Here is a 12,940-nt window from a genome sequence, read left to right on the forward strand (position 1 = left end):
GCCATAGAATAATGACATGGCTTAACATGGAACTTTTCTGGAATTCCCGTGTAGCGATCAATGTTGCGGAGCAACATCGCAGAAATCCGTTCGCGCTCTACGATGCCCGACTGGTCAACAATGCAGAGCGCAGCATGATTTCTTCATCTTGTTTAAAGTCGACGATCTTCGTCTGCACATGGTTTCCGTCGCACAGCGGAGAACCAACGCCTTACAGTCGGGAGAGCCGGGGAGGGGACTATTTAACGTAGCTCTTGCAGCCACGCTGAAACCCATCGCTGGATCAGCGGTTCACCTCATTAACACATGTTACTCGGGAGCAATTCGTGCCCGGAAACGACACCAAGATATCAGAACCCGAGGAGTGAGCCGATGTCCCACGACGCTGAAGGCGACGCGCGTCTGCCCCATGTCAACGACCTTCATCCACACGTCGCCGCCTTGATCATCGGGCGGGGCTACACCGAGACCTACCGGGATGTGCTCGATGCCCCGATCCCGGACGCGCTCGTCTCAATCCTGCGCCAGATGGAAACCAGCGAGGCTGATCATGACCGCTCTACAGCCTGAACCTCATCTCGCATTGATTGTCGAGGATGATCCTGACGTCCGGGCTCTCGCGGCCGTGCTGCTGGATGAGACACCCCTTGATGTTGTAGAGGTCGAAAGCGCAGAGGCAGCCCTGCAATGCCTCCAGGAGCGTGGCGGCGAGGTGGCGATGATGTTCGCCGATGTGCGCCTGCCGGGAGAGATGGACGGCGTTCAACTCGCCAGGGCCACATGCAAGCTCTGGCCGACGATCCGGATCGTGCTCACCTCCGGTGATCCGGATGCACAGGAGAATGATCTGCCGGATTGTGTGACCTTCATGCCCAAGCCGTGGCGTGGCCTTGATGTGCTGGTCCAAGCGGAAAAGGCTATCAACGACCCCCAGCCACCGGTGACGTGACGCGGCCACGTTCTAACCAGCGGGACGGAGAGGGCACCGGCCATGGTGGTGGTCCCTTCTCATCCCGACTGCGGATCAGCGCCGGTTGAGAGGATCGGCAGGAGAAGCCCGGCCTGAAGGCCGGGCTTCTGCATGTCTCGTCAGAGCTTGCGGTCGCCGGGCAGGCCGGTGGTGCCGGTGCCACGGATGTTGCGGTCGTCCTCTACGTCGACCTCGGTCTTGCGCACGGTGTCGGAAACCGTCTCGGTGCGCTGCTCTGCCTCCTTGCGCACGACGACCTCCTCGACCACGCGCGCCTCCTTCGAGACGACGGCCTCTTCCCCGCGTTCCTCGACCTCGATCGTGCGCTCCTGGAACAGGTCGCCACCGCTGGCTCCGGCCTGAGTCGTGCCCGAGACCGGGCGGCGCTCCACGTCGACGCGCTCCTCGCGCAGGGTGACCTGCTCCTGCACGGGCCGCTCGATCACGCGCGAGTGCAGGCGGACGCGGCCGCGGTTCACCTCACGCTTGCCGACGTGCAACTCCTCCTCGGCAACCGGGATCACCTCGTCCATCTCCCGCCCGGCGGACGCGGCGCGGTCCGTCAGCCCGGTGGTGGATACCGCAGAGGTCGTGCCCGTCGTCGAGGCGCCGGCTCCGGTCCAGCCTTCAGAGCGCCAAGTGGTCTCGCGCTCGTCGAAATCCACCGTGCCCTCATCGTCGAGAATGTCGACGATCCGCTCCACCTCGGCCTCAGAGGCGCGCACCGTCACCAGGGCGCCGCCGCGCCGGATGCCCTCGGCATAGGCATGAGCGTCGTTCTCGTCGACACCGGCATCGACCAGCGCACCCGCGATGCCGCCCACGGCTGCCCCGGCTCCGGCGCCCACCAGCGTGGAGACCAGCCATCCGGCGGCCACCACGGGGCCGAGCCCCGGAATGGCCAGCATGCCGAGGCCGGCGAGAAGCCCTGCGCCGCCGCCCGCGAGCGTACCCACGGTAGCGCCCGTACCAGCACCGTCGCTGACGTCGTCGTCATGATGGTTCGTGCCGTCGAAGGTCCGGCTGGCGTGCGATGAATAACGATCACCGTCGTTGCTGGCGACGAGGCTGATATCGCGGTGCGAAACGCCTGCCGCTTCCAGGCGGCGGACGGCCTCGGAGGCATCCTCGTAGCTGTCAAAAAACGCCGTGATGGTCTTATTGGTCATGTCTGTTCCACTTCTTCAGAAAGGATCCCGTCAGCCAGCAGCCGGCCGGGTGGCGTCACAAAAGTCGGATGGGCACGCGCTTACTGCGCCTGCACGGTGCCCTTGTAGTCGATGGCGACACTCGCGGACTTGCCGTCACGTTGCGCCTTGCCGCGCCAGATGCCCTGATCGTCCTTGCGCAGCTCGGTGACGTTGCTGAAGCCTTGCGCCTCAAGACGGGAGCGCGCCTGTGCTTCCGTGAAGCTGTTGGCACCCGGCTCGACGGCGCCGGTGGTCTGCGGGCTGTCGGCGGGCTTGTGGGTTACGGCGGGATTGGAGGAGTCGTTGCTGTTCATCGGCTGCGCGGCCGAGGATCCAGAGCTTTGAGAGTTCGTGGATTGGGCAACGGCACCCGTGGCCAGGGCCGACAGGACGGCGAGTGTTGCGAAGCCGAGACGGATCAAGGTTCTTCTCCAGTGTTGTAAGCGCGTAGCTTCTCAATGTGCGATCACGGCGACAGTTCCGAGTGCCAAGCTCGTGGAGTTCCTCCTCATGAGGCCGATGTGCACCGCCGCTCATGCCTCACAGGATGACGGTTACGTTATTTCGCGCATGCCAACGCCGTTCGGTTTCCGGCGGCGTGGAGGGACGGACGATGCCACTCCGGTCTGGCCGATCGTGACCGGTGCTGCCACAGTGCCGCCCGATGCAACCCTCGGACGATCAGTCCGAGTGCGGCGCTTGCTGTTCCGAGGCTCAGGGTATGTCCCGGGTTCCGTATCAAACTAGCTGGGAGTTCATTCCGGGTTTAACCCATGTTAACGTTCCGGCCGAATGCGGCGGCGGATCGGGCTGAGGGCCTCGTCGTCGATTCGGCCGGGAGGCGTGTCATGCATGACGTGAGCCCCATCGGACTGCATGCGCAGCTCGTGCCGCGGTCGCAGCGGATCGCGCATTGGGTGAACGGAGCCGTCACTGGGACGGCGCTGCTGTCATTCCTGATCGCCGCCGCCGTCCTGCTCTGGCAGGCCCAGCATGAGCGGCATGACCTGATCCACCGGGGGCTCACGGCCGCAGCCGCAGCCGCCGTCATGGTGGACCGCGAGACCCAAGCCCTCGGCAATACGCTCAGGGGGCTGTCGCGATCACCGCTGCTCGAGGCGGACGATCTCGCGTCCTTCCGACGCCAACTGGTCGCGACGCCGCGCCCGGAGGGCTCCCGCTTCGTCCTCTGGACGGCACGGGGCCAACTGATCAATACGGTGGTTCCCATCGGCGGGGCGCTGCCCTCCCTACCCGACATGCCGAGGGCTGAGGAGCGAATGGCTCGGCTGAGGCAGGCCGGGCTCGTCCTGTCAGAGCGGCTCCGGAGCCCACTCGACGGGCGGTGGATGGTCGCCGTGAGCCTGTGGCTCGACCATCCCCAAGGTCGCCCCGAACGCGCGCTCACGCTGGTGGTGCCCGAAGAGCATCTCGCCGCGGCTGCGCAGGATGCAGTCGTTGCCGACGGCTGGCGAACGCTCATTCTGGACCGCAGGCTCCAGCCACTGGCGGGGCCGGCGCTGCCGCCGGACTTCATCGACCGGCTGTCGGACCAGGAGCATGACGGACATTTCACGGCCGGCACCGGCGACCATCGGATGATCGGGGCCTTTTCCCGGTCGGGCGTGTCCGGCTATACCGCTCTGGCGCTCGCCCCGGCCGGCCTTGCAGAGGGTCCGGTTCGGCAGGCCCTTCACCGAATCGCACTGGCCGGGTCCGTGCTGCTCCTGTTCGGAATCGCTTCGGCTACCATGCTGATGCGCCGTGTCGGCCCGGTCGATGCTCTCTGGGCTGATGCTGCGGCGACGCGAGGCGAGCTTGCTGCGGCGAACGCTCGCCTCAATGCGATCCTTGAAAGCGTGAGCGACTGCCATTTCACCCTCGACCGCAGCTATCGGATCACCAAAGTGAACGCGGCAGCCATGCGTTGGTGGGGGCTCCCGCGGAGTACGGCAGCGGGATGGTCCTACTTCGCACTCGTGGGGCACGATCCGGCGATCGATGCCGCCTTGGAGCAGGCCATTGAGCACCGACGGGAATTCCGAGGCGAGCTGCCGTCCGTCTATCATCCGGGCCGCACCATCGATTACAGAGTCTATCCTTCGCCCGAGGGTGCCAGCGTCTTCTTCAGCGACGTGACGGAGCGCAACGCGGCCCTTCTGACCATCCGAGAGGAGCGCGAACTCCTGCAATCGTCGCTCGATGCGCTCTCGGCGCACGTCGCCTTCCTTGACGAGGGGGGCACGATCATCGCGGTCAACGCAGCTTGGCGGCGGTTCGCCCGCGACAACGGGTTCGGCGACCCGGCGCACGGGATCGGAGCGAGCTATCTCGCCGCCTGTGCAGCCGAGGAGCCGATCCTCAGGGGCATGGAAGCTCTGGTCGCGGGCGCCGAAAGCCGGTTCCACACCGTTTACCGCTGCAATTCTCCCGATGGCCAACGCTGGTTTCAACTCTGGGCGAACCGCTTCTTGGCAGGTGGGAAGGTCCGGATCATCGTGGCTCACGAAGACATCACCGACGTGATCGATGCGCGGGTGGCCATGGGTGAGATGTCGGAGCGGCTGCTCACGCTCCAGGAGGAGGAGCGCCAGCGCATCGCGGCCGAGCTGCACGATTCCACGGCGCAACACCTGGTGGCCGCGGGCCTGCACCTCATGCGGGTCGACCCCTTCATCGAGCGCTCGGCCGGCAAGCGGATCATCGACGAGATCGACCGCTCCCTCGAATCCGCTCTGAAGGAGCTCCGGGTCTTCACGTACCTGCTGCATCCCCGCGAGCTGGAGACCGAGGGATTGGCGGGCGCCGTGCGCTCGTTCACGGACGGCTTCTCCGACCGAACGGCGCTTCCCGTCTCGGTGCGGATTGCCGAGCGGATCGACGGCCTTCCGCTCGACCTCCAACGGACCCTGCTGCGCATCGCCCAGGAGGCTCTGACCAATGTGCATCGCCATGCCGGGGCCAGCCGGGTCGTCGTCGCGCTGCGCCTGACGTCCGGTGGCGTGATCCTGTGCATCGGCGACGACGGGCGTGGCATGCGCCGACCGTCGCCCTCCGGCCATCAGACCCTCGGGGTCGGCATTCCCGGCATGCGGATCCGGCTGCACCAGTTCGGCGGCAGTCTGCGCATCCGGAGCAGCCGACAGGGTACGATCGTACGGGCCTTCATCCCACATGAGGGCTGGAACATCGGCTGCAACGCCTCGCAGGAGGCAGGTCCGGCCCACCCGGCACGACAGGCGGGAGAATAGGGTACTTTCCCGCACGCCGTTCGGGGTTTTTCCCGAGTGCCGCAGTCGTGGTTTCGCGCTATGGGGGAATGTGCGGAGGAGAGCGGAGCCATGGTGCGTATCCTGATCGCCGACGACCATGACGTGGTCCGTTCCGGGCTCCACACGATCCTGAGCGCTCAACCGGGCTGGGAGGTGGTGGCCGAGGCCGAGAACGGGCGGCAGGCCGTACAGCTTGCTGCCGAGACGCAGCCGGACGTGGCCATCCTCGATTATCAGCTCCCGCTTCTCAACGGCGTCGACGCCACGCGCGAGATCCGCGCTTTCCAGCGCCAGACCGAGGTGCTGATCTTCACCATGCATGAGAGCGAGCCCCTGCTGAGGGAGCTGCTCCAGGCCGGCGCGCGGGGATACCTGCTCAAGTCCGACGCCCGCAAGTTCCTGATCGCAGCGGTGGAGTCGCTCTCCCATCACAAACCATTCTTTACGGGAAAGATCTCAGAGACGCTCCTGAACGCCTATCTGGCGCACGGCCACGCGGTCGACAGCACCCTGACCACGCGGGAACGAAGCGTGGTCCAGCTGATCGCCGAGGGCCACAGCAACAAGGAGGTGGCGCAGATTCTGGGGGTCAACCTCAAGACGGTGGAAAGCCACCGTGCTGCGGCCATGCGCAAAGTCAATGTCAAATCCACCGCCACCCTGGTGCGCTACGCGATCCGCAACAAGCTCGTCGAACCGTAGGCGACATGCCCGAAGCAAATTCAGGGATCATTCCCGGGCGCGTCAGGTTGCTCCTCGGTTGCGACACGACACAGGTTGAAGGATGATCGCGCCATCATATGCGGTGGCCACCCTGTATCCCGGGATGCGGGTTCCCGACGTATTGCGCGTTGCTGTTGACCGTCGGGCGAGGGGCCATGAACCACTGCGGGAGCGTGGTTCTCGTGCGGCTGAAACCGAGCGAGGATCTCGAGGTTGATCTTACCCCCGAAGGCCGTCGCTCTTCATGATCGTGCTGGTATCATTCCGCCGGTGCGGCGGAGGCGACGCCGATGACTTGGGCGGATGGTTCCTCGCCGAGCCAGCGGTAGAGGATAATCCTGGAACTGCGCGGTTTTAGGAAAACCTGAGGCGGGATCAGGAACTACCGAGGTCCACGAGCCGATCGACCGTATCCGCAGGACCGTCGGTTGAGTCGGCGAAGGATCGGTTCTGACGTGGCAGGTTGCCGCCTGGAAGCCGGGGCCACTGTCAGCAGGGAGCACCGCTCGCCGGATGCGGAGCTTTCCCGCCAAGCTCTCGCAGGCCACTATCGCCGTTTGCTCCGTTCGGACGAGACGTTCTCGGCAGCGTCCTGAACGGCCGTGGCCGGGTCGATCTAGTCGAGGATACGCCGGCCCGCGTCGTCCCGCCGCGAGGGTTCGAACCTGGAACCCTAGTGGAAAAGCAGCCGGAGAGCCGGAGACACAAGCTTCAAACCTGGATGGGAGCAAAAGCCGCTAATTGCTTGAAAGAAGAGCTGGCTGGGGGACCTGGATTCGAACCAAGACTAACGGAGTCAGAGTCCGCTGTTCTACCATTAAACTATCCCCCATCGAAGCCACGGGGATCCTTTGACCTGTCTGGAGCGTGTCTCAGCATGTCAGGCGGGATCCGGAACCGGCGTCGCGGTTGGCGCTGAGATAGGGGGCTTTTGACGCGTCGTCAAGCCTTCAAATCGGGCCCCGCTCGCGAACCCCCTATGTGTCCAGCGACCCGCCTTCCGGCGGAGCGTTCAGGTCGAGCTCCGATCTGAGCCGGGCCTCGTCCTCCGCCGCCTCGGCGTCGGCGGCGATGCGCTCGTACCGGTCCAGGGCCCCTTGAAGGATGTAGGCGGCGGCCATCTTGTCGACCGCGTCGGCCCGCTTGGCCCGGGAGGCGTCTGCGTCCAGGAGGGTGCGGGTCACCACCATGGTGGACATCCGCTCGTCCCAGAACAGGACCGGCAGGGGCAGGAGGGGCTTCAGGTTGCGAACGAAGGCGCGGGTGGCCTGGGAGCGGGGGCCCTCCGTGCCGTCCATGTTGAGCGGCAGGCCGAAGACGAGGCCACCAACCTCATAGCGCGCGGCGAGATCCTTGATGCGCCCCACATCTGGGGTGAACTTCACCCGCTTGATCGTCTCGAGAGGCGTCGCGATCCGCCGCTCCACGTCGGAGAGGGCGAGACCGATAGTCTTGGTGCCCAGATCAAGGCCCATGAGGCGGGCCCGTGGCGCCAGTCCGTCAATGAAGGCGACCAGTTCGTCGTCGCGTGAGATCATGGGTTGCCTCCTCGTCGAACCTGCCGGATCCAGCCAGTACAGGGGAAGTCGCTCCGCGTCGAGATCAGGCTGCGCGGCTTGCGGGACCGGGAGATGATGGGGCAGGACTTGCGGTATCGGCGCCGGACCGCAAGGCGTCTCCCGATTTCGTGAACAGATGGCAGGATTCCCGGTCAAGTTCGAGACCTACCATCGCGCCGACCGAGTGACGCGCGTCGCCCGGCTCGCGCAATGTCAGGCGGCGGCCCTGGCCGACATCCACATAGAGAAGATGGTTCTCGCCCAGTTGCTCCACCAGCTCGACCCGCCCCGTGAACGAACCCTGAGCACTCACGCGCACATGGTCGGGCCTTACCCCGAGCGTGACGTTATCGCCCGGCTGGACGCGTTCCGGTGCGGCCGGAACCGCAAGAGTGCCGCCGCTCGGCAGGGCGACCAGCACCTCGTTCGGTCCGACGCCCGCGATCGGACAGGGAATGAAGTTCATCTGCGGCGAGCCGATGAAGCCGGCGACGAAGAGGTTGGCCGGGCGGTGATAGAGCTCGAGCGGCGTGCCCACCTGCTCGATTCGGCCTGCATTGAGCACCACGATCCGATCGGCGAGAGTCATGGCCTCCACCTGGTCGTGCGTCACGTAGATCATCGTGGCACGGGTGTCCGTGTGAAGCTTGGCGATCTCGATTCGGGTCTGGACGCGCAGCGCCGCGTCGAGGTTCGAGAGCGGCTCGTCGAAGAGGAACACTTTCGGATCGCGCACGATGGCGCGACCGATGGCGACACGCTGGCGCTGACCGCCGGAGAGCTGCCTCGGTTTGCGGTCGAGGAGCGAGTCGATCTGGAGCAGGCGCGCGGCCTCGCGCACCTTGGCGTCGATCTCGGCTTTCGAGGATTTCGCCAGCTCCAGGCCGAAGGCCATGTTGTCGTAGACGGTCATGTGAGGATAGAGCGCGTAGGATTGGAACACCATGGCGATCCCGCGCTTGGCCGGAACGAGGTCGTTCACGCGGTCGCCTCCGATGAAGAGCTCGCCCGCCGTGATGTCCTCGAGACCGGCGATGAGGCGGAGCAGGGTCGACTTCCCGCAGCCGGACGGGCCGACGAAGACCACGAACTCGCCGTCGCGGATGTCGAGATCGATGCCGTGGATGACCTTCACCCGGGCGAAGGATTTCTGCACGTTCTTGAGGACGACATCAGCCATTGCATGTATTTCCTTGGACTAACCCTTCACGGCACCGGCCGTCAGTCCCGCCACGATCTTGCGCTGGAAGACGAGCACGAGCGCGATGATCGGGATGGTCACGATCACGGACCCGGCCATGATGGTGCCCCAGGGCAGCTCGTAAGCCGTCGATCCGCTCATGAGGGCGATGGCGGGCGGCACCGTGCGCCGCTCGTTGGTGAGCGTGAAGGTGAGGGCGAAGAGAAACTCGTTCCACGAGACGATGAAGGCGAGGAGACCCGTGGTCACGGCGGCCGGCGCCATGAGCGGCAGAAACACCCGCCGCACGACGATCCACGGAGTTGCGCCGTCGACGAAGGCCGCCTCCTCGATCTCCTTCGGCAGGTCGCGCATGAAAGTTGTGAGCACCCAGATCGTGAAGGGCAGGGTGAGCATGAGATTGGCCAGAATCAGGCCGGGCAAGGTGTTGTAGAGGCCAAAAGCCCGGATCAGCTCGAACATGCCGGCGAGCACCGCCACCTGTGGGAACATCGAGACGGCGAGGATCGTCATGAGCAGCAGTGAGCGGCCGCGAAACGCAATACGTCCGAACGCATAGGCGGCCGTGATCCCCAGACCCAGCGACAAGGCGACAACGGCGCCCGACACGATGACGGAGTTCAGGATGTTGCGGCCGAAGGGCTGGCGCTCGAACACCGCCGCATAGTTCGTCAGGTCGAGGCGCTCGGGCCAGTAGGCCACCGAGAACAATTGGCTTCCAGAGCGAAACGACGAGATGATCGCGTAATAGAAGGGGAACAGCGCGAAAAGCGCGATGACGATCACGAGCAGCCAAAAGCCCGCCCGGGCGAGAAGCTTCATCGCGGATCCTCTCCGAGACGCACGCGCCCGGCCGCGAGCGTGATCACGACGACGAGGGCGATGATGAGGAAAATCAGGGTCGCGGCGGCGGAGCCGAGTCCCACCTCCTGAAAGTCCACGAGCTGCTGGCGCGCATAGACCGACATGGAGGCCGTTTCCTTGGCGTTCGACGTCAGGACGTAGATCAGGTCGAACACCCGCATGGCATCGAGAGAGCGGAAGATCACCGCGACGAGCAGCGCCGACTTGATGAGCGGCAGGGTCACGCGGAAGAAGACCCGGATGGGGGATACGCCGTCGACTTTCGCGGCCTCGTAGATGTCCTGCGGCAACATCTGAAGAGCGGCCAGAATGAGCAGGGCCATGAATGAGGTGTGCTTCCAGACATCCACCATGACGGCGGCCCACAAGGCCGTGTCGGCATTCGCCGTCCATGGCACCGGGGCGGCGATCAGGCCGATACGCAGGAGGAGGTCGTTGATGACGCCGAACTGGTCGTGCAGCATCCAGTTCCACATCTTGGCCGACACGATGGTCGGGATTGCCCAAGGAATGAGGATGACGGCCCGCATGAGGCCGCGGCCCGGAAAGGCCGCGTTCAGGATCAGCGCGAGCACCATTCCGAGCACTGTTTCGAGGGAGACGGACACCAGTGTGAACCAGAGGGTATTCCAGACGGAATGCCACCAGTCAGGCTCGGTCAGGATCCCGAACCACTCGCCGTCGTAGTTGGCGAGGTAGTTCTCAAGGCCGATGAACTCGTACTCGCTCAGCGAATTGAGGCTGGCATCTGTGAAGCTGAACCAGATCGTCCGCGCCAGGGGCCAACCCGCGATGAGCGCAACCACGACCAGGCTCGGCGCGACGAAGAGCCAGGCCGCCCTGATGCGCGAGCGCGTGAGGGAGGAGCGGCGTCCCTTGACAATCACCTGCCCGGGAGCGCTGGCCTCGGCGACGGCACCGCTCATGATCATTGCCAGCCGTTGCGCTTGATCCGCTTGAGGTCCCGGTCGAGGCGGTTGAGCGCCTGCGAGGGGTCAGATTTCTTGGACAGCACCTGGTGGACGGCGTTGAAGAACTCGGTTGAAACCTTGTTGTAGTTCTGTCCCGTCACGGTCGCGGGGCGCGCGACCGCATTGCTGAACACGTCCACGAGGTCGCCGATGAACGGATTGGCCCTAGAGATGTCCGTGTCACTGTAGAGCGACACGATGGTCGGGTTGAAGGAGCCTGCAACCGCCCGGCGCTTCTGCTCAGCCTCGCTCGTCAGATACATCACGAGATCCGTCGCGGCATCCGTGTTCTTGGAGTATTTCGAGACGGCGAGAAGTTGGCCGCCAAGAGTACCCGCGTGGCGCCCGTCGGCTCCCCCTTTCGGCAGGGGTGCGATTCCGACCTTGTCCTTGATGGTGCTGTCGCCGCCCTGCGCCAGTGCCCAAGCATAGGGCCAGTTGCGCATGAACGCTGCATTGCCGGCCTGGAAGATGCCGCGGGCTTCCTCCTCCGTGTAGTTGAGAACGCCTTCGGGCGTAATCGTTCCGACCCAGCCCGCCGCCGCCTTCAGCGCCTCGGCGGCCTTCGGGTTCTCAATGGTGACCTCGCCCTTCTCGTCCACGATGGTTCCGCCGTTATGGGAGGCGACCCATTCCAGCGCATTGGTCGTCAGCCCCTCGTAGGCGCGGCCCTGCCAGGTGTAGCCCCAGAAGTCGGCTTTTCCCTCCTTGCGCTCGCCTTCCTGGATGAGGCGCGCCGTCTCGCCGAGATCGGCCCAGGTCTCCGGCACGGGCCGCTTGTATTTGTCCAGAAGGTCCTTGCGGTAGTAGAGCAGGCCGGCATCGGCAAACCAGGGTATGGCCATGAGCTTGCCCTCGACGCGGCTCGTCTCGACCATGGCGGGAAGATGGTCGCCGATGATGGCTTGTCCCTTGGAGGTCAGGTCGAGCAGGTGGTTGCCCAGGGTGCCCGTCCAGACCACGTCGATCTGGAACACGTCGATGTCGCCGGCGCCGGCCGCAAGGAGCTGCTGGAAGAGTGCCAGACGCTCCGTCGCGGAGTTGGGCGTCGAGACGATCTTGACCGTGTTACCGGTCTTGGCCGCCCAGGCATCGACGCCCTGCTTGCAGATCTCGTATTCCTTGCCCAGCGCGCTGCATGAGATCGAGATCTCGACCCCCCAGGCGCTGGTAGTGGCGAGAAGCCCTGCGGCGGCTGCGAGGCTGGCGATGAGGCGCGACATGGCTATCCTCCTGCAGGCTTGAGGTTTATTGCTTAGCTTCTTAAAGCCCCACTGGCCGATTTGTTCCTATCGAACGTGGTCAAGGGAGCGCTTCCGCTCCATCTGATGTTGCCGAAAACGAGGGTGTTCTCATGAAAATCACATGGTTCGGTCATTCCGCCTTCCGTCTCGACTTTGCCGGCAAGGCCCTGCTCATCGATCCGTTCTTCACCGGCAATCCGGCATTCGAAGGCGACAGGGCGAAGATCACCGACGGCGTCTCTCACATCCTGCTCACCCACGGCCATGGAGACCATGTGGGAGATACGGCCGATATCGCGAAGGCGACCGGCGCTAAAGTGGTGACCAATTTCGAGCTCTGCATGTATCTCGCCAAGCAGGGCGTCGAGAGCTTCGATCCCATGAACACGGGCGGTACGACTGACCAGGGCGGCTTTACCGTCACCCTCGTGCGGGCGGACCACTCCTCGGGCTTGGTGGAAATGGACGTGAATTTCCCGCTCGGCAGCGCCAACGGGATCATCGTGAAGGCGCCCGGTGAGCCGACCGTCTATCACATGGGTGATACCGACATCTTCGGCGACATGGCCCTGATCGCCGAGATTCATAGGCCGGACGTTGTGATCGTGCCCATCGGCGACCGCTTCACCATGGGGCCGGAGGTCGCGGCGCTCGCGGTCGAGCGCTATTTCAGCGGCGCCAAGGCGGCCATCCCCTGCCATTACGCCTCCTTCCCGCCGCTCGTCCCCGACGCGGACCGCTTCGTGGTGGCCCTGGACGGCAAGGGCATCCAGGTCGTGGTGCCCCACAAGACGGTAGGCGTGACGGTGTGAGGTCTACCCTCGACGTCATCACCGGGCTTGTCCCGGTGATCCCGCTTGCTTGAGGTGCGGCGCTTTTCTGATCGGGATGGCCGGCACAGGGCCGGCCATGACGGGCGGAGGGTGGCGGGACGCAGGAGCGTCGC

At 64.8% G+C, this 12,940-nt stretch carries 12 protein-coding genes and 1 tRNA gene; 5 read left to right on the plus strand and 8 right to left on the minus strand.

Annotated features, from left to right (window positions below):
• Positions 1–372: 372 nt before the first annotated feature.
• Both KBI52_RS27040 and KBI52_RS27045 read left to right on the plus strand, forming a co-directional pair.
• Positions 373–570: a hypothetical protein gene (locus KBI52_RS27040; protein WP_173949191.1), complete on the plus strand. Its 198-nt coding sequence runs from the start codon at positions 373–375 to the stop codon at positions 568–570.
• A complete protein-coding gene (locus tag KBI52_RS27045) occupies positions 551–949 on the plus strand; it encodes a response regulator (RefSeq protein ID WP_173949192.1) in 399 nt (132 codons plus the stop codon). Before KBI52_RS27040 ends, KBI52_RS27045 begins: the two co-directional genes overlap by 20 nt.
• Positions 950–1,089: 140 nt before the next feature.
• Here the strand turns inward: KBI52_RS27045 and KBI52_RS27050 are convergent, their stop codons facing one another.
• Together KBI52_RS27050 and KBI52_RS27055 are read right to left on the minus strand one after the other, a co-directional pair.
• Positions 1,090–2,139 carry a YsnF/AvaK domain-containing protein gene (locus tag KBI52_RS27050; protein WP_247654677.1) on the minus strand — a complete coding sequence of 350 codons (1,050 nt, stop codon included), beginning with the start codon at positions 2,137–2,139 and terminating at the stop codon, positions 1,090–1,092.
• An 80-nt stretch (positions 2,140–2,219) separates the two neighbouring features.
• Positions 2,220–2,582 (minus strand): PepSY domain-containing protein, encoded by a 363-nt coding sequence (locus tag KBI52_RS27055; RefSeq protein WP_173949193.1) that lies wholly within the window; start codon positions 2,580–2,582, stop codon positions 2,220–2,222.
• Between the two features lie 426 nt (positions 2,583–3,008).
• Between KBI52_RS27055 and KBI52_RS27060 the strand changes: the two genes are divergently transcribed.
• Together KBI52_RS27060 and KBI52_RS27065 are read left to right on the plus strand one after the other, a co-directional pair.
• On the plus strand, positions 3,009–5,411 hold the full coding sequence (locus tag KBI52_RS27060) for a PAS domain-containing protein (RefSeq protein WP_210812318.1): 2,403 nt from the start codon (positions 3,009–3,011) through the stop codon (positions 5,409–5,411).
• 90 nt (positions 5,412–5,501) lie between these two features.
• On the plus strand, positions 5,502–6,134 hold the full coding sequence (locus KBI52_RS27065) for a response regulator transcription factor (RefSeq protein ID WP_173949195.1): 633 nt from the start codon (positions 5,502–5,504) through the stop codon (positions 6,132–6,134).
• 779 nt (positions 6,135–6,913) lie between these two features.
• Here the strand turns inward: KBI52_RS27065 and KBI52_RS27070 are convergent.
• The 6 genes from KBI52_RS27070 to KBI52_RS27095 form a co-directional block, all read right to left on the minus strand.
• A tRNA-Gln gene (locus KBI52_RS27070) sits at positions 6,914–6,987 on the minus strand.
• A 145-nt stretch (positions 6,988–7,132) separates the two neighbouring features.
• Entirely contained in the window at positions 7,133–7,693 is a 561-nt protein-coding gene (gene ruvX / locus KBI52_RS27075) for a Holliday junction resolvase RuvX (protein WP_173949196.1), read from the minus strand.
• Between the two features lie 64 nt (positions 7,694–7,757).
• Positions 7,758–8,894: an ABC transporter ATP-binding protein gene (locus tag KBI52_RS27080; protein WP_210812319.1), complete on the minus strand. Its 1,137-nt coding sequence runs from the start codon at positions 8,892–8,894 to the stop codon at positions 7,758–7,760.
• Between the two features lie 18 nt (positions 8,895–8,912).
• Positions 8,913–9,737: a carbohydrate ABC transporter permease gene (locus KBI52_RS27085; RefSeq protein ID WP_173949198.1), complete on the minus strand. Its 825-nt coding sequence runs from the start codon at positions 9,735–9,737 to the stop codon at positions 8,913–8,915.
• Positions 9,734–10,705 (minus strand): carbohydrate ABC transporter permease, encoded by a 972-nt coding sequence (locus tag KBI52_RS27090; RefSeq protein ID WP_371823217.1) that lies wholly within the window; start codon positions 10,703–10,705, stop codon positions 9,734–9,736. Before KBI52_RS27090 ends, KBI52_RS27085 begins: the two co-directional genes overlap by 4 nt.
• A 2-nt stretch (positions 10,706–10,707) precedes the next feature.
• Positions 10,708–11,973, minus strand: coding sequence for an ABC transporter substrate-binding protein (locus KBI52_RS27095; RefSeq protein WP_173949200.1), 1,266 nt, complete (start codon positions 11,971–11,973; stop codon positions 10,708–10,710).
• Between the two features lie 131 nt (positions 11,974–12,104).
• Between KBI52_RS27095 and KBI52_RS27100 the strand changes: the two genes are divergently transcribed.
• Complete coding sequence (locus KBI52_RS27100; protein WP_210812321.1) at positions 12,105–12,806, plus strand: metal-dependent hydrolase; 702 nt, start codon at positions 12,105–12,107, stop codon at positions 12,804–12,806.
• Positions 12,807–12,940 lie beyond the last annotated feature (134 nt).

The sequence above is a fragment of the Microvirga sp. HBU67558 genome (assembly GCF_018069605.1).
Taxonomy (GTDB): Bacteria; Pseudomonadota; Alphaproteobacteria; order Rhizobiales; family Beijerinckiaceae; genus Microvirga; species Microvirga terrae.

What these genes read in the sequence shown, in the direction of transcription:
- KBI52_RS27040 (WP_173949191.1), top strand. Translation starts at nt 373, where the DNA reads ATGTCCCACGACGCTGAAGGCGACGCGCGTCTGCCCCATGTCAACGAC.
- KBI52_RS27045 (WP_173949192.1), top strand. Translation starts at nt 551, where the DNA reads ATGACCGCTCTACAGCCTGAACCTCATCTCGCATTGATTGTCGAGGAT.
- KBI52_RS27050 (WP_247654677.1), bottom strand. Translation starts at nt 2,139, where the DNA reads ATGACCAATAAGACCATCACGGCGTTTTTTGACAGCTACGAGGATGCC.
- KBI52_RS27060 (WP_210812318.1), top strand. Translation starts at nt 3,009, where the DNA reads ATGCATGACGTGAGCCCCATCGGACTGCATGCGCAGCTCGTGCCGCGG.
- KBI52_RS27065 (WP_173949195.1), top strand. Translation starts at nt 5,502, where the DNA reads ATGGTGCGTATCCTGATCGCCGACGACCATGACGTGGTCCGTTCCGGG.
- ruvX (WP_173949196.1), bottom strand. Translation starts at nt 7,693, where the DNA reads ATGATCTCACGCGACGACGAACTGGTCGCCTTCATTGACGGACTGGCG.
- KBI52_RS27080 (WP_210812319.1), bottom strand. Translation starts at nt 8,894, where the DNA reads ATGGCTGATGTCGTCCTCAAGAACGTGCAGAAATCCTTCGCCCGGGTG.
- KBI52_RS27085 (WP_173949198.1), bottom strand. Translation starts at nt 9,737, where the DNA reads ATGAAGCTTCTCGCCCGGGCGGGCTTTTGGCTGCTCGTGATCGTCATC.
- KBI52_RS27090 (WP_371823217.1), bottom strand. Translation starts at nt 10,705, where the DNA reads ATGAGCGGTGCCGTCGCCGAGGCCAGCGCTCCCGGGCAGGTGATTGTC.
- KBI52_RS27095 (WP_173949200.1), bottom strand. Translation starts at nt 11,973, where the DNA reads ATGTCGCGCCTCATCGCCAGCCTCGCAGCCGCCGCAGGGCTTCTCGCC.
- KBI52_RS27100 (WP_210812321.1), top strand. Translation starts at nt 12,105, where the DNA reads ATGAAAATCACATGGTTCGGTCATTCCGCCTTCCGTCTCGACTTTGCC.